Genomic DNA, 26,734 nt, shown 5'->3' with positions numbered 1-26,734 from the left:
ATTTTACAGAAAAGAGGAGTGGCGGGCTTTCCTCCCACGTTTGAAAACGTGGGTATCTCGCCCAATATTTTAATGAAAATTGGTATTGACCAGCTGGCCTTTTCATCGCCAGCAATGTACGTAGATTTAACGGATCTGGCTCAGGCTCGGGATGAAGATCCGAATAAGTATCTGATTGGCATCGGGCAAAGTCAGCAGGCAGTTGTTCCAATCACTCAGGACGTGGTGACCATGGCAGCGGATGCTGCGAGCCAGATTATTGATGACAGTAATCGCGACCAAATTGCGATGATCCTGTTTGGGACTGAGTCCGGGATCGACCATTCTAAATCGGCTGCGATTTACCTGAAACGATTGCTGGGGTTACCGGATCAGTTACGCGCAATCGAACTCAAACAAGCCTGCTACGGGGCAACGGCAGGGCTCCAGATGGCTAAAGATTACGTCACGCTCCATCCAAATAAACAAGTTTTGGTGATTGGGGCTGATATCGCGCGTTACGGCATCAAAACACCCGGCGAAGTGACCCAGGGCGGCGGTGCGGTTGCTATGTTGGTGAGTGCGGAACCACGCTTATTAGCCTTAGATGACGTCACCAGTTTTCGGTCAGAAGACATCATGGATTTCTGGCGGCCATTATACCGAACAGAAGCGCTAGTTGATGGTCGCTACTCCGAAAATATCTACATTGATTTCTTTAAAGCGGTGTTTGCGGACTATTGTCAACAAAGTCAACGAACGATTGCAGACTTCAAAGCATTGACTTTCCACTTACCATTTACCAAAATGGGGTTGAAGGCGTTGCGGGCGGTGTTGCCACAAGCTGATGAAGCGCAACAAGCTGAGTTATTAACGCAATTCGAAGCGAGTCGGGTGTATAACCGGCAAGTTGGGAATTTGTACACGGGGTCGCTTTATTTAAGTCTACGGTCACTATTCGATAATAGCGACTTGCAGGCCGGGGATCGCATTGGTTTATTCAGTTACGGCTCAGGTGCCGAGGGTGAATTCTTTAGTGGGACACTGACACAATCGTTGCCCGATGTGGCGTCCAAGGCACGAATTGAGACCGCGTTGACGCAACGCCAACGGTTGAGTGTTGCGGAATATGAACAAATTTTTGCCGAAACATTGCCAGACCATGATATTTTGTTAGATACAAGTCGTGATGTGTCGCGGTTTGTACTAACTGGAATCAAGCATGACCAGCGGCAGTATCTGGATCGCGGTTAGTTGCATGTTTTAGTAAATCAGTCAGTATTAAAGCTCGTCATCGCTTAATTAGGCGGTTTCGGGCTTTTTTATTTGACTTAATCGTGTTGATTTATTGCAAAACAAATCAAAAATATCGATATTCAATAATTGATTATCGAAAAACGATATGATATAGTTGAGCTATTAAAAGAGGAGGCGTAGGGGATTATGCCGAAAATGTTAAAGTTTGGGGTTAATGTGTTATCGTTTTTGATGTATCTGGCGCTTTTTGGCTTAGTTTTGGGGTTAGTGGTACCAATTGGATTTTTGATCGATGGTTTTGGCAGTAACGTTGCGAAAAGTATTGTAACGGATAGTGAGTATCTAGTGGTTTTGCATCATACACACGTTTCAAGCAGCGCAATCGCTAATTTTCCAAGCGGCGTGTACGGGGTGTTAATGGCAGTTGGGTCAGCGTTGAGCGTTATTGCCGGTCTGATGATGGTTTGGGCAGGTCTTCAGTTGTTGGGGAACCTGGTTAAAAAACAATATTTTGTTAGTGACAACGTGAAACAACTGAAACGAATCGTGATCGCACAAGTGATTGCGGTGTTTAGTGATGGATTTGTCGCAACCGCCAACCAGTTAATTAAAACGGATCTTCATCGGGTCAATAGTACGTATCCGGTTGATTGGAATGATCCGTTGCAGGATTTGGTCATGCTTGTTATTATCGGCTTAGTTTATTATATTTATCAACGAGCAGTGGCGCTGAAAGAAGAATCAGAATTGATCATCTAGAAGGAAAGTGATTGGGCGATGATACAAGTTGAATTGAACGTGATGATGGCCAAACGGAATATGACGACGGGCCGGCTTGCCAAATTAGTCGGGATTACACCCGCTAATATTTCGATTTTAAAGAATGGGAAGGCAAAAGCAATTCGATTTAGTACGTTAGCGAAAATTTGTGAAGTCCTTGATTGCCAACCAGGTGATCTGATCCGGTACGTTGCGGATGGGCCAGCTACTACGGATCAGGATGATTAACCGTTGTTTGTTCATGTGACAAAAAGCCCCACAAACGTTGTTGATGACGTTTGTGGGGCTTTTGAAAGCAATAAAAAAGTCGCGAGTCGCGACTTCTTAAGCGATATCATCCCGATAAAGACCAATCACCTTACCTAAAATGGTAACCTGATTCAAGATAATGGGCGCCATGGTGTCATTTTCCGGTTGTAGCCGGTAGTAATGATCTTCCTTATAGAATCGTTTGCAAGTCGCTTCATTATCTTCGGTCATGGCAATAACGATTTCACCGTTCTCAGCAGTGTGCTGCTTTTTAACGATGACCTTGTCACCAGTCAAAATGCCGGCGTTGATCATACTTTCACCACGGATGGTCAGCATGAACAACTCGTTAGCTTCTTCAACTAAGCCATCAGGAACGGGGAAGTAATCAACGGCTTCTTGAACCGCTAAAATGGGTTCGCCGGCGGTAACCGTCCCTAAAACCGGAATCTTAGTTGGCGTTGTAACGATGCCCAACGTTTCAGTACCAAGTGGTGTTACCTCTAGTGCGCGAGGCTTAGTAGGATCCTTAATGAGGTATCCTTTTTTAGCCAATCGCGCAATGTGGCCGTGAACGGTTGAGGTTGAACTAAGACCAACGGCTTCGCCGATTTCCCGAACGGTTGGCGGATAGCCATGAGCCTGAGTCTGGTCATAGATATATTGCAAAATCGCAAGTTGTTTTGAATCTGATGCTTTTGTCATGGATTCACCTCGACGATGGTTGATTTATAGCCCCATCATAGCATAGGTTGCTCAAAATTTCAAACACCTGTTCGGGTTGATTCGTTGTTCTTTTGGGTGTAATCTGCTAAAATGTGATTTGCAAATGAGGAGTGATAAAAATGGCAGATGCTGAGATGCAAAAATTAATTAAGCGAATTAACGAACTGGCCCATAAAGCTAAGGCTGAAGGCTTGTCTGAATTAGAAGAGATTGAACGCAAGGATTTACGCCACCGTTATTTGGAAAAATTCCGGGAGAGTTTCCGGAGTCAAATTGAAATGGTTCAGGTGTTCGATAAGGCGGGGAAAGAAATTACCCCTAAAAAGGTTCAAGATGTTCAACGAAAAAAGGGCTTGCGTGATTAGTCTTTTTGAATGATTCCGTCAGATTACCTTTTCATTTACCGTGGAATTGTGTAATATTGTTTAATGGAAGTTAGAAAAAAGGAGGCACATCCGCTTGTCAACACCAATTTGGATCTTAATCGTGATTGTTGCGTTGCTGGCCGGTTTAGCGCTGGGCTTTTTTGGTGCCCGTCGGTACATGGAAAAGTACATCCGTGAAAACCCACCAATTAACGAAGATCAATTACGCCTGATGATGATGCAGATGGGACAACGCCCATCTGAAAAGAAGCTTCATCAGATGATGAACAGTATGCGGCAACAAACACCAGACAAAAAATAGTCGGTGTGCGGTGCGGGAGACGCTCGAGTAATCGGGGGTCTCTTTTTTGTGCAGAGAGTGGAGAAGGGCGGTTAGAGCGCGGAGCGTAAGGGTAACCCAACAGAAAGTCGTGAGTTTTCGGCTTTCTGTTGGGTTACCCTTACGTGCAGCGCTCTGCCCTTCGGAACTCGTTTAGGCTCGAGGACAGCAACGAGCATGAAAGAATGCTGAGGCGGATATATATATATACAGACTGAACGCCATGCCACCAGAACTCGATTCGTTCAAAGCTACCCAACGCCTTTTATTAGACATCTTCACCAATTGTGTTAATATTGTAACGTTTCTGTGTTTTTGAACGGTTAAAAGCCACGATGACAAGGGAGGGACATCATGAGCATTTTTAAGAAACTTGGCTGGTACTTTCGGGCTGAGTGGCGAACTTATTTATTCGGGCTACTGGGGCTGTTGCTAACAGCCCTGTTTGCCATTATTCCGCCGCGAGTCATTGGGGTCGTTGTGGATTTGATCCACGATCAACGCTTAACGAGTCAGTCATTAATTTGGAATCTGAGTCTATTGTTGATTGCGGGTTTTGGTCAGTACGGTTCACGATATATGTGGCGGACCGCCATTTGGGGTGCAGCCGCTAAATTGGAACAAACGTTGCGACAACGCTTATTTGGTCATTACATGCAATTGGATCAATCTTTTTATCAGCGGTACCGAACCGGGGATTTGATGGCTCGGGCAACTAATGACCTTCAGGCGATTCAGCGGGTGGCCGGTGGCGGTATTTTACAATTTGCGGATTCCATTATTACGGGTGGGACGACGTTGATTGCGATGATGACGTTGATCAATTGGCGGTTGACGTTGATTGCTGTTCTGCCATTTCCGTTGTTAGCGGTCATGGCGTTTTATCTGGGCCAAAAGATTAACGTCGCTTTTCGTGATTCTCAAGCAGCGTTTTCACGGCTCAATAATAAAGCCCAGGAGAGTATCAGTGGGGTCAAGGTGATCAAGAGTCTGGGTCAGGAACAAGAAGACATTGACGACTTTGAAGCCCAGGTAGATGAAACGATAAACGTTAATCGCCGGGTCAATCGGCTTGATGCGCTGTTTGATCCAATCACCACGTTGATTATCGCGCTGGCTTACATGGCGACCATCGTTTTGGGTGGCTCGTTAGTGATGCAGCAGGTGATCACAATTGGCAACTTAGTATCATTTACGACTTACCTTGCCATGATGATTTGGCCGATTTTTGCGGTCGGGATGCTGTTTAACACGATGGAACGTGGCAATGCTAGTTATGACCGGGTAATGCGGTTGATCAATGAAAAGTCACAGGTGATCGATCAACCAGATGGCGTGACAACGCGGCCAAGTGGGACGTTGCAATTTGACGTTACCGAGTTTCACTATCCGGATGATTCAGCGGTGGCACTGCACAACGTTAACTTCTCATTGGCGGCAGGAAAAACACTTGGAATTGTTGGTCGTGTCGGTGCTGGTAAGACGACAATCATGCGATTATTACTTCGGCAATTTGAACGGTATCAGGGGACGATTCAGTACGGTAAGACCGATATTTTGGATTATCGGTTAGATGCGTATTTGCCGGCCGTTGGGTACGTGCCTCAGGATGGCTTTTTATTCTCAGCATCAGTTCGGGACAACATTACGTTTGCGAAACCGGATGCCACTCAAGCTGAGGTTGACGAAGCCGTTGCGATGAGTGGGTTGACGGATCAAATCAGCCACTTTGAAGCAGGCTACGACACACTGGTTGGTGAAGAAGGAGTGTCGCTTTCTGGTGGTCAACGGCAACGACTTGCGATTGCGCGGGCGTTGTTGATCGACCCAGAATTATTGATTTTAGATGACGCGTTATCTGCGGTCGATGCGGAAACTGAAAGTCGCATTTTGTCCAACTTACACGCTGATCGACATCAGAAAACGACGATCATTGCAGCCCACCGGTTAAGCTCGGTGATGCAAGCGGATGAAATTCTCGTGCTGGATGCAGGTGGCATCGCTGAACGGGGGACGCATGATGAGTTAATGGCTCAAAATGGTTGGTACCGGCAGATGTTTGATCGACAAGCACTGGAAACGAAGGTTCAGCAAGGGAGGCGAGCTGACGATGAAAACAACTGAAAAACAATCAGTATGGGCGAAGAGTATGCCAATTAAGCAACAGATGCAGATTATCGGCCAATTGATTCGTTACGCCCGTCCGTATTGGAAATACTTTACGAGCGCAATCGTTTTAGCGGCCTTGATTAGCGTCGTTAATATCTTGCTACCAATGATTATTCGAGTCTATATGGATAGTTACTTAAAGGTTGGTCGCGCGGACTTGCAGATCATGTGGTTCTTTGCGGGGCTTTACCTGTTTGCAATGGTGATCAAAGCGGTGATGCAGTTTAGTCAAGCTTATCTGTACAGCATGGGCGCTGAGTATATGCTGGAAAGTGTCCGGCGACAACTTTTTCGAAAATTGCACCGCTTAGGCATGCGGTATTTTGACCAAGTGCCTGGTGGTTCGATCCTATCGCGGTTAACGAATGATACGATGTCGTTTACGACGTTTTGGCAGTTATTTAGCAGTTTAGTCGTGGCGTTCTTCTCGGTGGTGTCGTCCGTGGTTGCGATGTTGTTATTGGACGTTAGAATTGCTGGCTGGTTGCTTCTCTTTCTACCCATTTTGGCGGTCGTAGTGTGGTACTATCAGCGTTATAGTTCCAAAATTTACCGGCACATGCGTGAACGTCTGAGTGAGTTAAATGCCCGCTTGGCTGAAGCAATTACCGGAGTTAACGTGATTCAACAGTTTCGGCAGGAAAAACGGATGAATGCAGCGTTTGAAGAAACGAACGGCAACTATTTCACTGCCCGGAAGGCGATGATTCGGGTCAACGCCTTACTCTTGAGTCCGCTGATTAATTTACTTTACGCACTCGGGGTAGTCGTGGTACTTGGCTTGCTTGGTATTCGCGGCATGGCAAGCTTTGTGCCGGCTGGGATGGTGTATGCGTTTGTCACTTACCTGGACAATTTGTATAACCCAATGACCTCGATGATGGATAACTTGAGTGATTTCCAAGATGGTATTGTGTCTGGATCACGGGTGATGGCGTTGATGGCGGATGAGACTGCTGCACCACAACAAACGCCGGTTGCGGGTCGAACGGTGACGGCTGGAAAAATTGAATTTCAACACGTGTCGTTTTCCTATGATGGTGAAACGCCAATCTTAAAAGATGTTTCGTTTGTGGCAAAGCCGGGACAGACCGTAGCGCTAGTTGGTGAAACCGGGAGTGGTAAGACGTCCATCATTAACGTGTTGATGCGGTTTTATGAATTTCAGTCCGGTCGGGTTTTGATTGACGATCAAGATATTCGAACCTATTCAATGGCAGAATTGCGCCAAAAGTTCGGGCTGGTATTGCAAGAGCCCTTCCTGTTTTACGGAACAGTGGCGTCCAACATTCGGATGTTTGATCAAAAAATCTCGGACCGACAAGTTCGAGCTGCGGCCAAATTCGTCAGTGCGGATAAGATGATCGAAGCACTGCCACGTGGCTACGACTCACGGGTAGTTGAACGCGGGAGTGGTTACTCGAGCGGTCAACGTCAACTGATTTCATTTGCACGAACCGTGGTAACGGATCCAAAAGTACTCATATTGGACGAAGCTACGGCCAATATTGATACGGAAACGGAACAAACGATTCAAACCAGTCTGGCAAAATTACAGGCGGGCCGAACAACAATTGCGGTCGCGCATCGATTGTCAACGATTCAAAATGCGGACTTGATTTTGGTGCTATCACGCGGCCAAATTATTGAACGGGGCACCAACGATGAGTTAATGGCGCAACGAGGGACGTATTACGATATGATTCAGTTGCAGAATAGTGCGCATTTGGATTAAGGAGAGAGCGTGAAATCAGGCGCTTAGAAGGTGGAGTGTAAGGGACGCCCCGTCAAAAGCACCCGGGTTTGGGGTGCTTTTGACGGGGCGTCCCTTACATGCAACCTTCTGCCTGATTTCACGCGTTTAGGCTAGAGTACAGAAAAAACACGTCCAGCATCATGCTCTGAAATAGCAGGACAGTGTTTTTTAGCCCTGTGGCTGTCCCCTTACATGCAACCTTCTGCCTGATTTCGCGCGTTTAGGCTAGCGGACAGAAAAAGCACATCCAGTTTGATTCTTAAAAATAACACCGCATATTGCATCGCGTACTGTTGTGCAAAGCGTAACCAAAAACAGGGCACCAGCTCATTGCAAGTTTGCAACGAGTTGGTGCCCTGTTTAGTTGTATCAATTGATGACTTAATGTTTCACTTCATCAGGCGTATCCACATAATGGAACTCAGGATCAATCTCTTTGTCCAGTCGATCAAATCCAGCCTGCATCTGTTGTTCGATCTGCTTGAAGCCGGTTTCGTCAAGTTTGAGTTTGGGGTCAACGTAGAAGGGTTCGCCAAATGAAACGGTAACGGGTTTCCGTGTGAAAAGCTGTTTGAACGTCAATGGCCCTTGATAGACGGTGGGCACAATTGGCACCTTGGATAACTTGGCGATAACGGCAACGCCACCCTTTAAATCTTGCGAGTGACGAGTCCCAGATGGAAACATGATGAGGGACAAGTCGCTCTTTTTAAGCAAGCGGACGGGCGTTTTGATTGCGGATGGACCAGGATTATCCCGGTTAACCGGAAACGCATTTGCGTGTTTGAGAATGTATCTCAAAATGGGATTTTTAAAAAGTTCGATTTTAGCCATAAAACTAAATTTTTTGGGACTGGCCGCCACTGCGTAGTAGATGGGGTCAAACCAGGTTCGGTGGGGGCCCACAAGGATGTAATTGCCTTCAGGTAGCCGGTCGGTATTCTCGTAATGGGCGTTGCCATTGACTAAGAATAAAATGATACGCACGACGACACGAATAAACGAATAAAACATCTGATAACCTCTCTTAACTTAAAGATGTATAATACTAATTGCATTTGAAACGTAGTCTGGTCGTTCGTGATAGCGAACTCTTGCCATTATAATGATAAATGCACTAAACATCAATGAAATGGGTGATAATTTGCCGACTCCCGAATTACAAGCTGGTGAACGGATCGACCAGTTGTACAGTCAAGATATTCAAATTATTCAAAGTAGTCAAGTTTTCTCGTTCTCACTGGACGCGGTATTACTGGCGCATTTTGCGAAGCCGCCAGTCAAGTCGACCGGCCGAATGGTAGATCTCTGTTCCGGAAATGGGGCAGTGGGCCTGTTTATGGCGCACCGAACCCGGGGAAAGATTGCGATGGTCGAATTACAACCACGGTTGGCGGACATGGCGCGGCGCTCAATCGCGTTGAATGAGTTAACTGACCAAATTACGGTCTATCAACAAGATCTTGCCACCATTACGGAACAAATTGACAAGGATAGTGTCGATGTAGTGGTTTGCAACCCACCGTATTTTGCGGATGAACCCGATAGCCGTAAAAATCCCAACCCTTATTTGGCGATTGCCCGACACGAAATCAAGACAACGCTCGAAACGACGATTCAGGTGACGAGTGATTTGTTGAAAATGAACGGTAAAGCTTACTTTGTCCACCGCCCAGACCGCTTCTTAGAATTGGCAACGCTGATGGGGGAACACCGATTGGCCGTGAAACGAGTCCAATTTGTTTACCCTAAAGCTGGGCGAGATGCTAACATTGTGTTGGTTGAGGCAATCAAAGATGGCAAAGCAACGGGGTTGAAAGTGCTGCCATCATTGATGACGTACGATGAAAGCGGTGAGTATTCTGCGTCAGTAAAGAAGATGCTCTATGGTGAGTGATTCAGAGGAAAAGTTTTACTTTTACGTGTTATTATGTGCGGATAAGACGTTATATGGTGGCTATTCAACGGATGTTTATCGTCGATTCAAACAGCACGAAGCGGGGCGGGGCGCTAAGTATACGCGAGTTAAGCAGCGTCACCCGTTAAAACTTGTGTATTATGAAACTTTTCCAACTAAAACGGCGGCATTGAAAGCGGAGTACGCGTTTAAACATCAGTCCCGTAAGCGTAAGCTCGCGTATTTGGCCGAACATGGTATCACGTTGGATTTATAGTGCGATTCGGTGAAAGTTGTGTTTTTCTGCACATTTTTTGTAATATTTGCTGGAAACGCTTATCAATGAGGTTAAAACGTGCTAGTATAATAACAGATTCGCGAAATGGAGGAAACAATTGTGAAAATTATTGCATATGGTATTCGTGACGATGAAAAGCCTTACCTAGACCAATGGTCAGAGGAAAAGGGTATCGAAGTTAAGGCAGTTGCCGAATTATTAGACGAAACAACTGTTGATCAAGCTAAGGGGTATGATGGTGCTGTTGTATACCAACAAAAGCCATACACTGCTGAAGTATTGGACAAGTTAGCTAGCTTCGGTATCAAGTCACTATCATTGCGTAACGTTGGTGTTGATAACATTGATGCAGACGCTATCAAGCGTAACGGCATCAAAGTGACTAACGTACCTGCATATTCACCAAACGCTATCGCTGAATTAACGGCCACTCAATTGATGCGTCTTCTTCGTCGGACGAACACGTTCGATCGTAAGATTGCTAACGGTGACTTACGTTGGGCTCCGGATATCGCTGATGAATTAGACCAAATGACTGTTGGTGTGATTGCTACTGGCCGGATCGGCCGTAAAGCCATCAACATCTACAAGGGCTTCGGTGCTAAGATCGTTGCTTACGATATCTTCCACAACCCAGAATTGGAAAAGGAAGGCATCTACGTTGATACCTTGGACGAATTATACGCCCAAGCTGACGTTATCTCATTGCACTCCCCAGCTACGAAGGAAAACGAACACATGCTTGATGACGACGCCTTCAGCAAGATGAAGGATGGCGTGTTCATCTTGAACCCTGCTCGTGGTGCCTTGATTGACACTGACGCTTTGATCCGTGCTTTGGATTCAGGCAAGGTTGGCGGTGCTGCCCTTGACGTTTACGAAAACGAAGTTGGGATCTTCAACACGGACTTTGGTAGCTTCGATGCTATTCCAGACGAACGTTTGAAGAACTTGATCAAGCGCGAAAACGTCTTGGTAACGCCACACATCGCGTTCTACACTAAGACTGCTGCCAAGAACATGACTCAATTTGCCTTGACCAGCAACGTTAACTTAATTGAAAAGGGTACTGACGAAAGCGAAGTTAAGTTCGATTAATTTTTGCTAACCGAAAGTTACTTTTGACTAAAAAAATCACGACCGTTATTTTTGATAATGGTCGTGATTTTTGTTGTCTAAGAAACGATATGTTTTTGATGTTTATGCCGGGTTGAAATTCTTTAATTTTCCAAGAAAAAGTGCGCCGCCAACCACGGAAATGATCCCGCCAACCCAGCCGAGAAGCGGAATTAAAGCAATCGCACCACCGATAATTAATAAAACGCTGGGCGCAACACCAACTCGTGAGTCACTTTTATAGTAGATTGTTGCGATGATGCCAAGAATCAAAATCGCAATTTTTAGTATCATTAGACCACCTGCAGTACCCAGTGCGATATTAGTGGTGTTGTTAGTTGAATCACTGTAAGCACCGCCAACTACAAACCAAAACCCAAAAATCAAAATAATGCCACCTGCTAGACCGACGATGCCGCTGGTAAGGGCTAAACTTCTTTTCTTCACGTTGGTCACCTCCAAGGGTGTGTCAGCTTTTCGCGTCAATCAGTTATTGGACGTAGGTTATTCTAAATTGAGAAGCCCAGATTGATAATCACCAAAGGTATTTGTGATGAGAAGCTGTTTAGTGTCTGATGATGCCACCTCTGTCGGCACATCAAAAATCACGTAACCAGCCATGGATTGGTTTGGATTCAATTGTTCAAGAAAAAATGAATGGTTAGATGCATCGTCATCGGCTTGGTTTACAAGAAGTGTAATGAATGAACTAGCCGAGTAGGTATCGCCATTATCGATGATTTTAAAGGCGGTTGTATCAACGATAACCGCTTTTGAGCTATCATTTCTGGCGCCGATGATCAAAACGAGGTAGGTGCCATTAGCCTGATAATTGCCAAGACTTTTGGTGTGGGATTGCCGACTGACTAGATAACGCATATTACCGATTGAAGCCACTTCATCAACGGGAGTGACTGCGATAGTTTCATCAGTGTCAGACGCTGTTGTGCTCGATTCTGAAGTATCAGATTTTGAAGATGCAGAATCTGACGACGAAGTGCTAACTGTTACCGAAGAGGACGACGTTTGAGATGAACTTTTGGATGTTGGGACACTACAGCCGGTCAAAAAGAGTGATAATAGAATTGTAATCAGTGAAAGCTTAGTCATTACATAACCTCCTTTTAGACGAGTGTGCTGAAATTAAAGTGTCAATCAATGCGTTTTTACTATATGGCGATGGCGGGGTAATTGTACGGAATTAATTGATAATTATCAATTAATTGGACGCGATTTAAGGATAGTCGGAACAGTGAATAGGTAAGTGTTTTCCCTTGTTTCAGATTGGCTAAGTTGGTCAAGTTTCGTTATATTTTGGAATAAAAAACAAAAAAACCTCACGAATTTGCTCAAATTCGTGAAGCCTTTTTGTTCATATCAGAAATCATCTAATAAGTCGTCACCGACATCGCCTGCAACAACTCTGCAAGCTCCTCCGGCGTTTCGACCGTTTGATCCGGAATGTAGTCTTGGTTAGGCAATTCTAACTGGCGGTGGTTAAACCAAAAGGCGTGCCAGCCGGCTTGTTTGGCGCCGACCATGTCAGTCAAAAAGTTGTCGCCAATGTAGACCACTTCGTTAGCCTGCAAGTTCAACATCCGGTTGAAGTAGGTAAAAATGCGCGCATCAGGTTTTTTCAAACCGACTTCGTCTGAAATCACCATGTTGGCCCGTTTAAACCAGTGGTGTAAATCAAGTTGTAAGGCCTTTTCAGATTGGCGTTCAGCTGGACCGTTGGTAATGATACCAAGTTCGTAATGGTCCTTAAGCAGTGATAAATGGTGCCGAATCTCTGAAAAAAGGTCAATGTGAGTCATTTCTTGTTGATAACGTTCCCAAAATGCCGTCCATACTGAAGGGGTCAAAGCAGGTAAAGCGTGCTGTTTAAGCACCTGATTTAAGGCCTCAGCGGCGTGGCTGATATTGGAAGTCTCAATATGCGTCACCTGATCCGTTAGCCGCTTGAACGTGTTGAATAAGTCCGCGACAACGTGGCTAGGTACCGTTGGCGCGTTCCATACGGAATCAAGCGCCTGCTGGAACGGTTGCTGTTGATCATATAGAGTATCGTCAAGATCAAAAACGATGGCTTTGATCATAGTTGGTTCCTCCTCGCAGTTCTGCGAAGAGTATTGTAACACAAATGTAACATTAATCACAACTTTTTTTGCAAATGCCCCTTGTTGAGGGTTGATAACCAGTTTAAAAACAGGTATACTATTTGACGGCATATCGCCACAATTCACACTCTGGGCAATACCAAGAGCAGTGCTCGCAAGAGTTCTCCTGGTAGTCGAACTCAGAGGAGGAAAAAACTTTTATGGAGGCTATTTCATGGCTGTTATTACAATGAAACAATTACTTGAAGCAGGTGTCCACTTCGGTCACCAAACTCGTCGTTGGAACCCAAAGATGAAGGAATACATCTTTACTGAACGTAACGGGATCTACATCATCGACTTACAAAAGACGGTTAAGTTGATTGACAATGCTTACAACTTCGTTAAGGACGAAGCATCTAAGGGTGCCGTTGTTCTCTTCGTTGGGACTAAGAAGCAAGCACAAGACTCAATTGCTGAAGAAGCAACTCGTGCCGGTCAATACTTCGTTAACCACCGTTGGTTAGGTGGGACCTTGACTAACTGGAACACCATCCAAACTCGGATCAAGCGTTTGAAGGATCTGAAGAAGATGGCTGAAGACGGTACTTTTGATCGTTTGCCTAAGAAGGAAGTTTCATTACTTAAGAAGCAAACTGATAAGCTCGAACGTTTCTTAGGCGGTATCGAAGATATGCCTAAGTTGCCTGACGTTATGTTTGTTGTTGACCCTCGCAAGGAACAAATCGCGGTTAAGGAAGCTCAAAAGTTGAACATCCCAATCGTAGCGATGGTTGATACCAACACTGATCCCGATGATATCGATGTTATCATCCCTTCTAACGATGACGCTATCCGTGCCGTTCGCTTGATCACAAGCAAGATGGCTGATGCCGTTATCGAAGGCCGTCAGGGTAAAGACGAAGCCGAACAAGCCGCTGCTGCAAACGCAACTGCTGAAGGCGACGATGCTTCAAACGACAACGCTGCTGAATAGTTAAAACACTTACCATAAGTTAAAGACCATCAGTGCTAGGCTGGCTTGAAAATGTGGACCCGCGAGGCCTGATATTTTTGGGCCAGCCTTTTGCTTTGGTGATTGAAACAGCATAATTTAAGGAGGCCATACAATGGCAAGCATTACTGCAAAATTAGTCAAAGAACTTCGTGATAAGACCAGCGTCGGTATGATGGACGCAAAGAAAGCCCTCGTCGCAACTGACGGTGACATGGAAAAAGCAGTCGACTTTTTACGTGAAAAGGGTATCGCTAAAGCTGAAAAGAAGAGCGGCAACGTCGCAGCTAACGGTTTAGCACAAATCGCCGTTAACGGTAACGTCGCAGCCATTACTGAAGTTAACTCTGAAACTGACTTCGTTGCAACTAACGATCGTTTCAAGACGTTGGTTAACACGATCACTGATTTGATTGCAGCTAACAAGCCAGCTGATGTTGACGCTGCGCTTCAATTGAAGAACGATGCCGGTCAAAGCATCGCTGATTTGATCATCGAACAAACGCAAGTGACTTCAGAACACACGTCACTTCGTCGCTTCGCAGTTGTTGAAAAGGCAGACGGCGATTCATTCGGTGCCTACTTACACAACGGTGGCCAAATTGCTGCCTTGGTTGTCTTAGAAGGTGCTGATGAAGCAACTGCTAAGAACGTTGCAATGCACGTTGCAGCCGTTAACCCAGAATTCGTTTCTCGTGATGATATTCCAGCAGAACGTTTGGATCACGAACGCGAAGTCTTGAAGAAGGAAGCCTTGAACGAAGGCAAGCCTGAAAAGATCGTTGAAAAGATGGTCGAAGGTCGTCTCCGGAAGTTCTTGTCAGAAATTAGCTTGGCTGACCAAGAATTCGTTATGGACTCTGACCAAACCGTTAGCCAATACGTTGCTTCAAAGGGTGGCAAGTTGAAGTCCTTTGTTCGCTACGAAGTTGGTGAAGGTATCGAAGTTGAAGTTAAAGACTTCCAAGACGAAGTTAACAGTCAAATCAACGGTTAATCCGTCGCATTTTAAAAGATGTACGTTTTTGAGTACATCTTTTTTTATGCAATCATTCCGACTCAAGGCCCCGGTCAGTTTTGAACGAAAGATTCGGTTTCGGCCAACAATCCCGGGGTTCTTTTGGTATAATAGTTGTATGCAGTCTAATCACTGTTGTTCCGTGGTGATCAACGATGATCGGCTAATCGATCGGGCCAGAACGGGCCTTAGTTAGATAGCGTGCGTAACTGAAAGCGCGCTGTTCCTAAAAATTTGGTAAAATCAACCAAGTTGTTCAGCCATTTGGACCGATAATCTTCACAGTGATTATCAGTTCGTGATAGAATCAAACCAGGAAACTAATAGGAGGCTCACAATGTCGGACTTAAAATACAAACGCGTCGTTCTTAAGCTAAGTGGCGAAGCATTAGCAGGTGACCAAGGATTTGGGATTCACCCACCAGTTATTAAAACAGTGGCTAAGGAAATTAAAGATGTTTTTGACTTAGGTCTTCAGATTGGGATCGTTGTTGGTGGCGGTAACATGTGGCGTGGCGAATCTGGTGCTCAAATGGGCATGGAACGCGCGCAAGCCGATTACATTGGCATGTTAGGGACCATCATGAACGCCTTGGCCCTCCAAGATAACTTAGAATCATTAGGGGTACCAACCCGGGTTCAAACCTCAATTGAGATGCGGGCAATCGCAGAACCATACATTCGTCGGAAGGCAATGCGTCACTTGGAAAAAGAACGCGTCGTCATTTTCGCCGGTGGGACTGGCAGTCCTTACTTCTCAACGGATACGACTGCCGCATTACGGGCTGCTGAAATCAACGCCGATGCCATTTTGATGGCTAAGAATGGGGTTGACGGGGTTTACTCCGCTGATCCTAACGTTGATTCAAGTGCCGTTAAGTTCGACACGTTGACGCACATGGACATTATTAACAAAGGGTTGCACGTCATGGATTCAACGGCAAGTACGTTGTCGATGGATAACGATATTCCATTGGTCGTGTTCAACTTGAATAAACCAGGTAACATTAAGAAGGTTGTGCTCGGTGATGACATCGGCACAACGGTAAGGGGGAAATAATCGTGGCAAATCCAATTATTACTGAAGCACAAACAAAGATGAAGAAGGCCGAACAAGCACTGAGTCGTGAATTCGGTACCATTCGGGCTGGCCGGGCCAACGCTAGCCTGTTAACTCGGGTGACGGTTGAATACTACGGCGTTGAAACGCCAATCAACCAAGTGGCAGCCATTACGGTGCCTGAACCGCGGGTGATCTTGGTGACCCCATTTGACAAGTCTGCCTTACAAGACGTTGAAAAGGGCATCCTCGAATCTGATTTAGGCATCACCCCAGCCAACGATGGTTCTGCCATTCGGTTGGTTGTGCCACAATTAACTGAAGAACGTCGTAAGGAACTTGCTAAGCAGGTTCGTGGCGTTGCTGAAGGTGGCAAAGTGGCTGTTCGTAACGTCCGGCGTGAAGCCATGGACGCTTTGAAGAAGGGCCACAAGAACGGTGACTTTACGGATGATGACTTGCACGGTTTGGAAAAAGACGTGCAAAAAGTGACCGACAAGGCCATCAAGGACATCGATCAGTTAACTGACGAAAAAGAACAAGAAATCATTGCAGGTTAATCTGTAAGTAAAGGAAGGTCTCAGGCATGGCAAACGATGATGAACAAGTAGAAATTACGCCCGGAACTCCCGAATTCGGTAAAATGGTGTTTAAGTTAACGAACGCCCCTACCGCTGAAAGTCTTCCCGTGTTGAACTATAACGGAAACGAACTTCAAGAAATCGAAGACGGTGTCTTTTCACAACCCGCATACGTGGATGACAACTTTAATCTCTTCTTCATTATTACGCAGTTAATTGGGGAAGACTGGATCGTTGCCTTTTCAAAGGCCACGATTGAAAATGAATCAGATATCACGGATCTAAGTGAACCAATTCCAACCGGTGAAGGGTTGAATATGCTTGGCGAAGTTAGCCCAGAAGACGCCAACAACTTACTTCAGTATTTTAATACGTTGGCTGATGCTAACCGGGGCGAGTGGCGCTTACTCGAGTAACCATTGAGATTCTGTTAAATATTAACGGTCAAACAGAGTTGGGGATAGTCGCCAACTCTGTTTTTTGGTATGATGAAGTTTTGTAAAGTTAATTTGGAGGTGCCATCGTGTTTTCTTGGTTAAATAAAAAGGATCAGGCAGCTATTCCAGCCGACCTGGAACTAGATCCTGATCATATTCCCACGCACGTCGCGATTATTATGGATGGTAACGGTCGTTGGGCGCAACAGCGGCATTTGCCCCGAGTTGCTGGACATAAGCAGGGAATGGATACGGTTAAAGTCATCACTGCAGCTGCCAGCGACCTTGGTATTAAGGTGCTGACGTTGTATGCTTTTTCCACTGAAAATTGGAAACGGCCAAAAGATGAAGTAAACTATTTAATGAAGTTACCGGTCGATTTTTTTGATACGTTTGTGCCGGATTTGATTGCCCACAACGTTCGGGTGAACGTGATGGGTTACGTGGATCAATTACCCAAGTTTACACAGGACGCTGTAAACCGCGCAATTGAACAAACCAAGGATTGCACCGGCATGGTGTTGAACTTTGCGTTAAACTACGGTGGTCGGGCTGAAATTACGACGGCGGTTCAATCAATTGTGGCCGATGCAACAGCCGGTAACTTATCGGCTGAAGATGTCGATGATGACCTGATTAGTTCACGACTAATGACCGCACCACTCGGTGAGTATGCTGATCCGGAAGTTGTGATTCGAACGTCGGGTGAAAAGCGACTCTCTAACTTCTTGCTGTGGCAAATTGCCTACAGTGAATTTATTTTCATGGGGCCACACTGGCCTGAATTTACACCAGCGTTGCTGGCTGAAGCAGTTTATGAATATCAACACCGGAAGCGGCGGTTTGGTGGATTAACAAATAAGTAACTAGGGGAAAAGGAGTTCAAACTATGAGACAACGGGTCATTACTGCAGTTGTTGCCCTCATCATTTTCATCCCAATTATTATTGCGGGTGGTATCTGGGTTGAATTAGCAGCGGCTGTATTAGGGTTAGTGGCGTTATCAGAGTTATTAGTCATGCGCAAAAAGTTAATTGTATCTTGGGAGGCCTTTTTATCGGGAATCGCAGTGCTGTTAGTGATTTTGCCAGATTATTGGCAAGCATTGTTGCCACGGCACCTTAGTTTTGCGTTCATCGTTTACATCGTAGTCATTTTACTGATGATCTACACGGTTTTCTCAAAGAACCGGTTCTCGTTTGATGATGCCGCAGTATTAACGTTAGGCGTGATGTACATCGGATTTGGGTTCCACTACTTTATCGTTGCCCGGGGCACGGGTAGTCAAGGACTCGCATCATTGTTCTTTGCACTATTGATCGTTTGGATCACCGATAGTGGCGCCTACATGATTGGCCGTAAATTAGGTCGGCATAAATTAGCGCCACACATCAGTCCCAACAAAACTTGGGAAGGCTCGATTGGCGGAACAGTGGTTGCAACGATCATTGTCGGCATTTACTGCTACTTCTTCCCTCAAGGGGACAAGTCATTGCTGACGACGGTACTATTCACAATTGGATTATCAGTTATCGGTCAATTAGGCGATTTAGTTGAATCTGCCTTGAAACGGTACTATGGTGTTAAAGATTCTGGTAAAATCTTACCTGGGCACGGTGGCATCTTAGATCGATTCGATAGTTTGTTATTGGTACTGCCAGCCTTGCACTTATTCGGGTTTATTTAACCAAGATCAGTTGTCAAATTGGTAATCGGGTAAGTTGACGCCAAGGTGATGACTGCCGGTTAAGAGACGTTGTTGGCAGCCTCGTTGGTGTCGCTCTTGCGCAGATAATGTCCGTGTCGAGAGTCGCATAATTATAATTACGGAAGGATCGACGCTTGTGATAACGACCATTATTACCTTTATCATCGTGTTTGGCCTGATCGTGTTCATTCACGAATTTGGGCACTTTTACTTTGCGAAGCGGGCTGGGATCTTAGTCCGAGAATTTTCAATTGGAATGGGACCGAAGCTATTTAACTATCGCACGTCCGAAACGACCTACACATTGCGGTTGCTGCCCGTTGGAGGCTACGTCCGGATGGCCGGTGGTGACGATGACGAGGATGAGTTAAAACCGGGGACTCCGGTCAGCCTTTACATTGGTGAAGATAATCAGGTCACTCGGATCAATACCAGTCAAAAGACCACGTTATTTAACGGGGTGCCCTTGTCCGTTACGGCAACTGATCTTGAGGATGAACTCTGGATCGAAGGGTATGAGAACGGGGATGAATCCGAGGTCAAACGGTACGCCGTTGCTCACAATGCAACGGTGATCGAAAAGGACGGGACTGAAGTTCGAATTGCCCCAAAGGACGTTCAATTTCAATCGGCAAGTCTGGGCCATCGGTTGATGACGAACTTTGCCGGGCCGATGAATAACTTTATCCTGGCCATTGTTGTGTACACGGTGCTGACCTTCGTGATTGGTGGCGTGACCAATAATAGTAACCGGGTGGCCCCAATGAGCACCGATGTTACGGTTGCACGGGATGCCGGCCTTAAAAACGGCGATGTGATTACCGCCGTTGCTGGTAAAAAGGTTACCGATTGGGCAACCTTGTCGGGTCAAATTCAAAAACGCGCTAACCAAAAGACACAGGTGACGGTTGACCGCAATGGTAAAACCAAGCAGTTGACCTTAACGCCAAAGGCCAAAAAGGTTGAAAATAAAACCGTGGGGGCCATCGGCATCACGCAGTATCGCGACCATTCGTTGCCAGCCATGCTGGTTTCAGGCTTCACGCAAACTTGGCAGATGACGGTTCGATTACTCACAGCTATTTGGAGTATGGTTTCCGGTCACTTTAGTTTAAATGATTTGGGCGGGCCAGTTGCCATCTTTGCAACCACGTCAACGGCAACCTCGGAAGGGCTGGCTGGGGTCTTAAACTTCCTAGCCTTTCTGTCGCTAAACTTGGGAATTGTTAATTTATTACCAATTCCTGCCCTAGATGGTGGTAAAATATTACTTAATGTGATTGAAGGTATTCGACGCAAGCCATTGTCAGAAAACGTTGAAACTGCCATTACCTTAGTTGGGGTCGTCTTTTTGGTAGTCTTAATGTTACTAGTGACATGGAATGATATCGAACGATACTTTATAAAATAAGTAAACTAAAGGAGTTTTATCGAGAATGAAACAATCAAAGATGCTTATTCCCACGTTGAAAGAGGTTCCAAGTGACGCCGAAGCGTTAAGTCACAAAATGATGCTCCGTGGTGGCTACATTCGTCAGGTGACTGCCGGCATGTACGCTTACTTACCACTGGCTTTTCGGGTGTTAACCAACATTGAAACGATTATTCGTGAAGAAATGGAAAAAATTGACGCCGTTGAAATGGTCGTCCCAGCCGTTCTTCCAGCTCAACTTTGGAAGGATTCAGGCCGGTATGATACTTACGGGCCAACTTTGTTCAAGTTCAAGAACCGTCATGATACGGACTTTATCTTGGGCCCAACCCACGAAGAAACCTTTACAACGTTGATTCGCGATAACATCAAATCATACAAGAAGTTACCATTGACCTTGTATCAGATTCAAGCGAAGTATCGGGATGAAGAACGGCCCCGCTACGGGTTGTTACGTGGTCGGGAATTCGTGATGAAGGATGCTTATTCATTCTCAACGAACTATGATGATCTAGATGACGTTTACCGAAAGATGGAATCTGCTTACCGCAACGTCTTTGATCGGATTGGTTTGAACTACCGGACGATTATTGGTGACGCTGGTGCCATGGGTGGTAAGGATTCGAAGGAATTCTCTGCGATTGCGCCCGTTGGTGAAGATACCATTGTTTACTCAGACGCCTCAGATTACGCTGCTAACTTGGAAATGGCAACGAGCTTGTACGTGCCAAAGAAATCGCACGCCGCTCAAGCTGACCTTGAAAAAGTGGCAACTGGTGACGCCAAGACCATTGATGCCGTTTCAGAAAAGTTGGACATCGATGCCACTAAGCTGATCAAGAGCTTACTGTACATTGCGGACGAAAAGCCTGTTTTGGCCTTAGTTCGTGGCGACCACGAATTAAACGAAGTGAAGTTGAAGAACTACTTGTCAGCAGATTTCTTGGCCCCAGCAACCAATGACGAAGCTGTTAAATACCTTGGTGCATCATTTGGCGCCTTAGGACCAGTTGGTGTTAGTGATGACGTCACGATCTTAGCTGACCAATACGTTCAAGATATGGTCAACGCCGTTTGTGGTGCGAACGAAGATGGCTTCCATTACATCAACGTCAACGCTGAACGTGATTTCAACGTGAACGCCTTCGTTGACTTGCGGACGGTTCAAGAAGGTGATGTATCGCCAGACGGTACCGGGACATTGCAATTTACCCGTGGGATCGAAATCGGTCACATCTTTAAGCTGGGAACTCGTTATTCGGAATCTCTGGATGCGAAGGTCCTTGACGAAAATGGTCGGAGTGTCCCAGTGATCATGGGCTCATACGGCATCGGGGTTAGCCGGTTATTGTCTGCAATTGCCGAACAACAAGCCGATGAAAATGGTCTGGTTTGGCCACAAGCCATCGCACCATTTGACTTGCACGTGATCCCAGTGAACACGAAGGATGACACACAAGTCGCTGTTGCAGATCAACTTGATGAACAGTTAACTGCTGCGGGTTACAAGGTCTTACTAGATGACCGTAAAGAACGCGCCGGTGTTAAGTTTGCTGATTCTGATTTGATTGGGTTACCAGTTCGAATCACGGTTGGTAAGAAGGCTGCCGATGGGATCGTTGAAATTAAGATCCGTAAGACTGGTGAAACCGTTGAAGTCAAGGTTGACGAAGTTCAAAACACGGTTGCAATTTTATTAAAGGGTTCTGATAACGAAACCGAAGCGAATGCCTAGGGGATCGTTACAATTTGATTGATAAGTAAGTTTGAGATGGGTCCGAAAACAAAACAATTGTTTTGTCTCGGGCCCATTTTAGAGACTTTAGGCGTTGCACGTTAACCGACAGTGATGCCGGTTAGTGTGTGATGGTCAACGCAATTGAGTTTAATTGAGTCGACCAACAATGAAGGGGGCAACTTGGTGTGGCGTTAGATCACCAGCAATTATTTGAAAAATTATTGACACAGTTGCAGCTGCCGGGTGACACCGATCAGTCTGTGTTCCAAGGCGCTGAGCTTGAACAATTAACGGTTCACGCCCAGTCTAAGCGGTGGCACTTTAAGTTTAAGTTGCCGGCAATTTTGCCATTTCAAACGTTTTTAACGTTTCAGGGACAACTACACAATGCCTTTCAGGCCATTGCGCAAGTTGATTTTGAAATTGAGACGGTACAATCGGAACTAAGCAATCGTCTGATTGGTGATTATTGGAACTGGGTCGTGCAACACAGTGGCTTGAACTCACCATTGGTTCAAGAACTCTGTCGGGATCAAGTTCCACGCTTAGAGGATGACCGGGTTATTTTTATGGCCGAAAACGAGGTCGTTAAAAACTTTTTGGTGAATCAAGCACTGGGACCAATCGAAAACCAGTACACCACGTATGGTTTTCCGAAGTTTTCGATTCACACCATGGTTGATGAATCGGCTTCACAGCAAAAAATTAATGAATTCAAGCAACAAAAGGCCCAACACGATGCTGAAATGGCTCAAAAAGCGGTTGCGGCCTTGAAAGTTGCCAACGAAAAACGTGAAAAACAGGGCGGTAAAGCCATTCCGAATGGCCCAACTGTCATTGGTCGGAAGATTAAAGACGACAATGATGTGATGCAGTTGATCGCCATTGAAGAAGAGGAAAAGTCCGTTATCGTTCAAGGGTACGTCTTCAGTAAAGAAATTCGGGACTTACGGTCTGGCCGAAAGCTGATGATTCTTGAAATCACCGACTATACCTCATCAATCGTGGTTAAAAAGTTCTCTCGGGATGATGGCGATGAAGCGCAATTCGATGGGTTGAATGAAGGCGATTGGATCAAGGTTCGTGGGAGTGTCCAAGAGGATAACTTTATGCGGGATCTCGTGCTGAACGCTTATGATATCAACCAGATTAAAGTTCAAACGCGTCAAGATACGGCTCCTGAAGGCGAGAAACGGGTTGAACTGCATTTACACACCTCAATGAGTACCATGGATGCCACCAATTCAATCACTGATTACGTGAAACGGGCTAAAAAGTGGGGCCAAGATGCAATTGCCATCACTGATCACGCCGGCGTTCAGGGCTTCCCGGAAGCATTCGCTGCTGGTCAAAAAAACGATGTGAAAATCATTTATGGGGTTGAAGCCAACCTCGTTGATGACGGTGTGCCAATTGGGTATAACAGTGAGCATCGTCAATTGGAGGGTGCCACCTACGTGATCTTTGACGTTGAAACGACTGGGTTGTCCGCAATCTATGACCGAGTAATTGAACTTTCAGCGGTGAAGATGCAGGGGAAGGAAGTCATTGATCAATTCGAGGAATTCATTGATCCTGGCTTCCACCTATCAGATCAAACAACTGAATTGACGAGTATTACGGATGATATGGTGCGCGGTTCGAAGTCCGAAAAGGAAGTCTTTGAACTGTTCCGGGACTTTTACGGTGACGCGATTATCGTTGGGCATAACGTGACGTTTGATATTGGGTTCATGAACGCTGGTTATCGGCGTTATGACCTACCAGAAGTGTCGAATCCGATTATTGATACCTTGACGTTGGCGCGGTTCTTGTACCCAACGTTGAAAGGGTACCGGTTAAATACGTTGGCCAAGAAGTTCCACGTGGCCTTGGAACACCATCACCGGGCGGTTTATGATGCGGAATCAACCGGCCATTTGAACTACATTTTTTTGAAGGATGCTGAGGAACGCTATCAGATTCAGTATCATGACCAGCTGAATGATCATATGAGCGATAACGATGCTTATAAGCACGCTCGGCCATCTCACGCCATCATTTTGGCGCAGACGCAAGAAGGGTTGAAGAATCTGTTTAAGCTGGTGTCGATGTCCAACGTCAAGTATTTCTACCGGGTACCACGGGTACCACGGAGCTTGTTGGAAAAATACCGCGAAGGACTCTTGATCGGCTCAGCGTGTGATTCCGGTGAAGTATTTACCGCGATGATGCAAAAGGGTTATGCTGAGGCGCGTCAAAAGGCCAAGTTCTTCGATTATCTGGAAGTACAACCAACGGCGGCCTACAAACCATTGATCGACAGCGGTTTGATTCAAAACAAGAAAAACCTGCAAGAAATCTTAGCCAATATGGTTAAATTAGGCGATGATTTGGATAAACCAGTCGTCGTCACTGGTGACACCCACTACTTGGATGAACACGATTCAATTTATCGTAAAATCTTGATTCATTCGCAAGGTGGGGCTAACCCGTTGAACCGTCAGGAATTACCAGACGTGCATTTTAGAACCACTGATGAACTATTGGCTGATTACGACTTTTTGGGGGCTGAAACAGCTAAAAAATTAGTGGTCACCAATACACACCTGATTGCGGACAAGATTGAAGAAGTCCATCCACTGAAGGATAAGCTGTACACGCCGCGAATGGAAGGTGCCGAAGACGAAATCCGGGAACGGACGATCAACACCGCTCACGAGTGGTACGGTGATCCGTTACCAGAGATCGTGCAACACCGATTGGATCGAGAACTCAAGAGTATCATTGGGAACGGGTTCTCCGTGATCTACCTGATTGCGCAACGGTTAGTGCACAAGAGTAACAAAGACGGGTACTTGGTTGGGTCTCGGGGGTCCGTTGGTTCTAGTTTAGTGGCAACGATGACCGGGATTACCGAAGTGAATCCGCTGCCACCACATTACCGGTGTCCAAACTGTCAGCACTCAGAGTTCTTTACGAAGGGTGAATATAGCTCTGGATTTGACCTTCCCGAAAAGAACTGTCCAGAGTGTGGCACGCTGATGATTGGTGACGGTCACGATATTCCGTTCGAAACGTTCTTGGGCTTTACTGGAAACAAGGTGCCCGATATTGATTTGAACTTCTCAGGGGACTACCAACCAATCGCCCACAATTACACCAAGGTGTTGTTTGGTGAAAAGAACGTGTACCGAGCCGGAACGATTGGTACCGTGGCGGATAAAACTGCGTACGGGTACGTGAAGGCCTACGAACGGGATACGGAATCAAACTTCCGTAATGCCGAAATTGACCGGCTGGCTAAAGGCGCTACCGGTGTTAAGCGGACCACTGGCCAACATCCGGCGGGGATCATTGTTGTGCCCGACTATATGGAGATTTACGATTTTACGCCGATCCAGTATCCAGCTGATGATCAAAATGCCGCTTGGCAAACGACCCACTTCGATTTCCACTCGATCCATGACAACATCTTGAAGATCGATATTCTGGGACATGATGATCCCACGATGATCCGGATGCTCCAAGATTTGAGCGGAATCGATCCCCAGACGATTCCAATGGATGATCCGGGGGTCATGGCGCTGTTTTCCGGAACGGAGTCGCTGAACGTGACGCCGGAACAGATTCAATCAAAGACCGGGACGCTTGGTGTGCCTGAATTTGGGACGCGGTTTGTTCGAGGCATGTTGGAAGAAACCCACCCAAGTAACTATTCGGAACTGCTCCAAATTTCCGGCCTATCTCACGGGACTGATGTGTGGTTAGGTAACGCCGAAGAGTTGATCAAGAACGGGACTGCTACGATTGCTAACGTGATTGGTTGCCGTGATAACATCATGACCGACTTGATCCACTGGGGCATGGATTCCGAAATTGCCTTCCAAATCATGGAACACGTGCGGAAGGGCCGTGGGATTCCAGACGAGTGGCAGGATAAAATGAAGGAAGCCGAAGTGCCGGATTGGTACATTGATTCTTGTTTGAAGATCAAGTACATGTTCCCACGGGCCCATGCGGCAGCTTACATTTTGATGGCGCTGCGGGTAGCGTACTTTAAGGTTTACTTCCCAATGGTTTACTACGCCGCGTATTTCTCAGTTCGAGCTGAAGACTTTGATGTCGTTGCCATGTCACGTGGTAAGGAATCGGTTAAGGCGAAGATGAAGGAAATCAACGACGAAGGAATGGACGCGTCAACCAAGGAAAAGAACCTGTTAACGGTTTTGGAATTGGCGAACGAAATGCTGGAACGGGGCTTTAAGTTTAAGATGATCGACATTGAAAAATCAGTTGCCAATGAATGGCTGATCGATGGCGATACGTTGATCGCACCGTTCAACTCAGCACCAGGTTTAGGTTTGAACGTGGCCAAGCAAATCGTGGCCGCGCGTGAAGACAAGCCATTCCTGTCAAAAGAAGATTTGGCTAAACGTGGGAAAGTATCTAAGACATTGATCGAATTCATGACGGACAATGGGGTTCTTGAAGGGTTACCGGATGAGAATCAGTTGAGTTTGTTTGATATGATGTAGAGTGCGAAAATACGCGTTTAGGTCCCAGAATATAAGGGCAAGGGCCCCTGTGAACTCCGGTTTTTGGAGTTCGCAGGGGCCCTTGCCCTTATATGGCCGGGACCTGCGTGTTTTCGCACGTTTTCTACTATAAGCAAGCCCCAATTTCAAATAATTAGGATATTAAGTCTAATTATTTGAAATGTGCCAACCATGAA

The 26,734-nt window shown here is 46.0% G+C and carries 25 protein-coding genes; 20 read left to right on the top strand and 5 right to left on the bottom strand.

The window, feature by feature from the left end:
* From ACYVR3_RS13770 to ACYVR3_RS13760, 3 genes are all read left to right on the top strand, one after another.
* On the top strand, nt 1-1,233 hold a 1,233-nt coding region (locus ACYVR3_RS13770; protein ID WP_461244714.1), incomplete at its 5' end, for a hydroxymethylglutaryl-CoA synthase.
* A 189-nt stretch (nt 1,234-1,422) separates the two neighbouring features.
* A complete protein-coding gene (locus tag ACYVR3_RS13765) occupies nt 1,423-1,995 on the top strand; it encodes a DUF2975 domain-containing protein (protein ID WP_461244713.1) in 573 nt (190 codons plus the stop codon).
* An 18-nt stretch (nt 1,996-2,013) separates the two neighbouring features.
* Nucleotides 2,014-2,244 carry a helix-turn-helix domain-containing protein gene (locus tag ACYVR3_RS13760; protein ID WP_461244712.1) on the top strand — a complete coding sequence of 77 codons (231 nt, stop codon included), beginning with the start codon at nt 2,014-2,016 and terminating at the stop codon, nt 2,242-2,244.
* A 96-nt stretch (nt 2,245-2,340) separates the two neighbouring features.
* On the opposite strand, the gene lexA is transcribed toward ACYVR3_RS13760, so the two are convergent.
* Entirely contained in the window at nt 2,341-2,970 is a 630-nt protein-coding gene (lexA, locus tag ACYVR3_RS13755) for a transcriptional repressor LexA (protein WP_057151711.1), read from the bottom strand.
* Between the two features lie 140 nt (nt 2,971-3,110).
* Between lexA and ACYVR3_RS13750 the strand changes: the two genes are divergently transcribed.
* The 4 genes from ACYVR3_RS13750 to ACYVR3_RS13735 all read left to right on the top strand — a co-directional run bounded on the left by ACYVR3_RS13750 (nt 3,111) and on the right by ACYVR3_RS13735 (nt 7,600).
* Nucleotides 3,111-3,356 carry a DUF896 domain-containing protein gene (locus tag ACYVR3_RS13750; RefSeq protein ID WP_054733538.1) on the top strand — a complete coding sequence of 82 codons (246 nt, stop codon included), beginning with the start codon at nt 3,111-3,113 and terminating at the stop codon, nt 3,354-3,356.
* Nucleotides 3,357-3,450: 94 nt separating this feature from the next.
* The gene (locus tag ACYVR3_RS13745; protein ID WP_054733542.1) at nt 3,451-3,678 is read left to right on the top strand and encodes a YneF family protein; all 228 of its coding nucleotides are present in this window, start codon (nt 3,451-3,453) and stop codon (nt 3,676-3,678) included.
* Nucleotides 3,679-4,050: 372 nt separating this feature from the next.
* The gene (locus ACYVR3_RS13740) at nt 4,051-5,820 is read left to right on the top strand and encodes an ABC transporter ATP-binding protein (RefSeq protein WP_461244711.1); all 1,770 of its coding nucleotides are present in this window, start codon (nt 4,051-4,053) and stop codon (nt 5,818-5,820) included.
* The gene (locus ACYVR3_RS13735; RefSeq protein ID WP_461244710.1) at nt 5,807-7,600 is read left to right on the top strand and encodes an ABC transporter ATP-binding protein; all 1,794 of its coding nucleotides are present in this window, start codon (nt 5,807-5,809) and stop codon (nt 7,598-7,600) included. Before ACYVR3_RS13740 ends, ACYVR3_RS13735 begins: the two co-directional genes overlap by 14 nt.
* Nucleotides 7,601-8,002: 402 nt before the next feature.
* Here the strand turns inward: ACYVR3_RS13735 and ACYVR3_RS13730 are convergent, their stop codons facing one another.
* Nucleotides 8,003-8,635 carry a lysophospholipid acyltransferase family protein gene (locus ACYVR3_RS13730; protein ID WP_461244709.1) on the bottom strand — a complete coding sequence of 211 codons (633 nt, stop codon included), beginning with the start codon at nt 8,633-8,635 and terminating at the stop codon, nt 8,003-8,005.
* A gap of 91 nt (nt 8,636-8,726) precedes the next feature.
* On the opposite strand from ACYVR3_RS13730, the gene ACYVR3_RS13725 reads away from it, so the two are divergent.
* From ACYVR3_RS13725 to ACYVR3_RS13715, 3 genes are all read left to right on the top strand, one after another.
* On the top strand, nt 8,727-9,518 hold the full coding sequence (locus ACYVR3_RS13725; RefSeq protein WP_461244708.1) for a tRNA1(Val) (adenine(37)-N6)-methyltransferase: 792 nt from the start codon (nt 8,727-8,729) through the stop codon (nt 9,516-9,518).
* Complete coding sequence (locus ACYVR3_RS13720) at nt 9,508-9,795, top strand: GIY-YIG nuclease family protein (RefSeq protein ID WP_461244707.1); 288 nt, start codon at nt 9,508-9,510, stop codon at nt 9,793-9,795. The genes ACYVR3_RS13725 and ACYVR3_RS13720 overlap by 11 nt, the downstream gene beginning before the upstream one ends.
* Before the next feature lie 120 nt (nt 9,796-9,915).
* Entirely contained in the window at nt 9,916-10,914 is a 999-nt protein-coding gene (locus ACYVR3_RS13715; RefSeq protein WP_057151714.1) for a D-2-hydroxyacid dehydrogenase, read from the top strand.
* A gap of 102 nt (nt 10,915-11,016) precedes the next feature.
* Here the strand turns inward: ACYVR3_RS13715 and ACYVR3_RS13710 are convergent, their stop codons facing one another.
* The 3 genes from ACYVR3_RS13710 to ACYVR3_RS13700 all read right to left on the bottom strand — a co-directional run bounded on the left by ACYVR3_RS13710 (nt 11,017) and on the right by ACYVR3_RS13700 (nt 13,031).
* The gene (locus tag ACYVR3_RS13710) at nt 11,017-11,379 is read right to left on the bottom strand and encodes a hypothetical protein (RefSeq protein WP_461244706.1); all 363 of its coding nucleotides are present in this window, start codon (nt 11,377-11,379) and stop codon (nt 11,017-11,019) included.
* A 57-nt stretch (nt 11,380-11,436) separates the two neighbouring features.
* Nucleotides 11,437-12,042: a DUF4352 domain-containing protein gene (locus ACYVR3_RS13705; protein WP_461244705.1), complete on the bottom strand. Its 606-nt coding sequence runs from the start codon at nt 12,040-12,042 to the stop codon at nt 11,437-11,439.
* Between the two features lie 278 nt (nt 12,043-12,320).
* Nucleotides 12,321-13,031, bottom strand: coding sequence for an HAD family hydrolase (locus tag ACYVR3_RS13700; RefSeq protein WP_057151716.1), 711 nt, complete (start codon nt 13,029-13,031; stop codon nt 12,321-12,323).
* Nucleotides 13,032-13,266: 235 nt separating this feature from the next.
* On the opposite strand from ACYVR3_RS13700, the gene rpsB reads away from it, so the two are divergent.
* The 10 genes from rpsB (at nt 13,267) to ACYVR3_RS13650 (ending at nt 26,537) form a co-directional block, all read left to right on the top strand.
* Nucleotides 13,267-14,028 carry a 30S ribosomal protein S2 gene (gene rpsB / locus ACYVR3_RS13695; protein ID WP_461244704.1) on the top strand — a complete coding sequence of 254 codons (762 nt, stop codon included), beginning with the start codon at nt 13,267-13,269 and terminating at the stop codon, nt 14,026-14,028.
* Nucleotides 14,029-14,161: 133 nt separating this feature from the next.
* Nucleotides 14,162-15,043 carry a translation elongation factor Ts gene (gene tsf / locus ACYVR3_RS13690; protein ID WP_461244703.1) on the top strand — a complete coding sequence of 294 codons (882 nt, stop codon included), beginning with the start codon at nt 14,162-14,164 and terminating at the stop codon, nt 15,041-15,043.
* A gap of 358 nt (nt 15,044-15,401) precedes the next feature.
* Nucleotides 15,402-16,124 (top strand): UMP kinase, encoded by a 723-nt coding sequence (gene pyrH, locus ACYVR3_RS13685; protein ID WP_057151718.1) that lies wholly within the window; start codon nt 15,402-15,404, stop codon nt 16,122-16,124.
* A gap of 2 nt (nt 16,125-16,126) precedes the next feature.
* Nucleotides 16,127-16,684, top strand: a complete 558-nt coding sequence (frr, locus tag ACYVR3_RS13680) for a ribosome recycling factor (protein ID WP_082404970.1) — start codon at nt 16,127-16,129, stop codon at nt 16,682-16,684.
* Nucleotides 16,685-16,710: 26 nt separating this feature from the next.
* Nucleotides 16,711-17,121 carry a hypothetical protein gene (locus ACYVR3_RS13675; protein ID WP_054733567.1) on the top strand — a complete coding sequence of 137 codons (411 nt, stop codon included), beginning with the start codon at nt 16,711-16,713 and terminating at the stop codon, nt 17,119-17,121.
* A 107-nt stretch (nt 17,122-17,228) separates the two neighbouring features.
* Nucleotides 17,229-18,008, top strand: a complete 780-nt coding sequence (locus tag ACYVR3_RS13670) for an isoprenyl transferase (RefSeq protein ID WP_461244702.1) — start codon at nt 17,229-17,231, stop codon at nt 18,006-18,008.
* A 23-nt stretch (nt 18,009-18,031) separates the two neighbouring features.
* On the top strand, nt 18,032-18,829 hold the full coding sequence (locus ACYVR3_RS13665) for a phosphatidate cytidylyltransferase (RefSeq protein ID WP_461244701.1): 798 nt from the start codon (nt 18,032-18,034) through the stop codon (nt 18,827-18,829).
* A gap of 157 nt (nt 18,830-18,986) precedes the next feature.
* The gene (rseP, locus tag ACYVR3_RS13660) at nt 18,987-20,261 is read left to right on the top strand and encodes an RIP metalloprotease RseP (protein WP_054733572.1); all 1,275 of its coding nucleotides are present in this window, start codon (nt 18,987-18,989) and stop codon (nt 20,259-20,261) included.
* 25 nt (nt 20,262-20,286) lie between these two features.
* Entirely contained in the window at nt 20,287-22,017 is a 1,731-nt protein-coding gene (locus ACYVR3_RS13655) for a proline--tRNA ligase (RefSeq protein WP_057151720.1), read from the top strand.
* A 188-nt stretch (nt 22,018-22,205) separates the two neighbouring features.
* Nucleotides 22,206-26,537, top strand: a complete 4,332-nt coding sequence (locus tag ACYVR3_RS13650) for a PolC-type DNA polymerase III (RefSeq protein WP_461244700.1) — start codon at nt 22,206-22,208, stop codon at nt 26,535-26,537.
* The last annotated feature ends 197 nt before the right edge of the window (nt 26,538-26,734 follow it).

The sequence above is a fragment of the Secundilactobacillus muriivasis genome (genome assembly GCF_054785195.1).
The sequence above is the reverse complement of the archived record's forward strand: the minus strand, read 5'-3'. Positions and strand labels throughout refer to the sequence as shown.

Coding starts and splice junctions, on each gene's coding strand:
- ACYVR3_RS13765 (WP_461244713.1), top strand. CDS start 1,423: ATGCCGAAAATGTTAAAGTTTGGGGTTAATGTGTTATCGTTTTTGATG.
- ACYVR3_RS13760 (WP_461244712.1), top strand. CDS start 2,014: ATGATACAAGTTGAATTGAACGTGATGATGGCCAAACGGAATATGACG.
- lexA (WP_057151711.1), bottom strand. CDS start 2,970: ATGACAAAAGCATCAGATTCAAAACAACTTGCGATTTTGCAATATATC.
- ACYVR3_RS13750 (WP_054733538.1), top strand. CDS start 3,111: ATGGCAGATGCTGAGATGCAAAAATTAATTAAGCGAATTAACGAACTG.
- ACYVR3_RS13740 (WP_461244711.1), top strand. CDS start 4,051: ATGAGCATTTTTAAGAAACTTGGCTGGTACTTTCGGGCTGAGTGGCGA.
- ACYVR3_RS13735 (WP_461244710.1), top strand. CDS start 5,807: ATGAAAACAACTGAAAAACAATCAGTATGGGCGAAGAGTATGCCAATT.
- ACYVR3_RS13730 (WP_461244709.1), bottom strand. CDS start 8,635: ATGTTTTATTCGTTTATTCGTGTCGTCGTGCGTATCATTTTATTCTTA.
- ACYVR3_RS13725 (WP_461244708.1), top strand. CDS start 8,727: ATGATAAATGCACTAAACATCAATGAAATGGGTGATAATTTGCCGACT.
- ACYVR3_RS13720 (WP_461244707.1), top strand. CDS start 9,508: ATGGTGAGTGATTCAGAGGAAAAGTTTTACTTTTACGTGTTATTATGT.
- ACYVR3_RS13705 (WP_461244705.1), bottom strand. CDS start 12,042: ATGACTAAGCTTTCACTGATTACAATTCTATTATCACTCTTTTTGACC.
- ACYVR3_RS13700 (WP_057151716.1), bottom strand. CDS start 13,031: ATGATCAAAGCCATCGTTTTTGATCTTGACGATACTCTATATGATCAA.
- rpsB (WP_461244704.1), top strand. CDS start 13,267: ATGGCTGTTATTACAATGAAACAATTACTTGAAGCAGGTGTCCACTTC.
- tsf (WP_461244703.1), top strand. CDS start 14,162: ATGGCAAGCATTACTGCAAAATTAGTCAAAGAACTTCGTGATAAGACC.
- pyrH (WP_057151718.1), top strand. CDS start 15,402: ATGTCGGACTTAAAATACAAACGCGTCGTTCTTAAGCTAAGTGGCGAA.
- ACYVR3_RS13675 (WP_054733567.1), top strand. CDS start 16,711: ATGGCAAACGATGATGAACAAGTAGAAATTACGCCCGGAACTCCCGAA.
- ACYVR3_RS13665 (WP_461244701.1), top strand. CDS start 18,032: ATGAGACAACGGGTCATTACTGCAGTTGTTGCCCTCATCATTTTCATC.
- ACYVR3_RS13655 (WP_057151720.1), top strand. CDS start 20,287: ATGAAACAATCAAAGATGCTTATTCCCACGTTGAAAGAGGTTCCAAGT.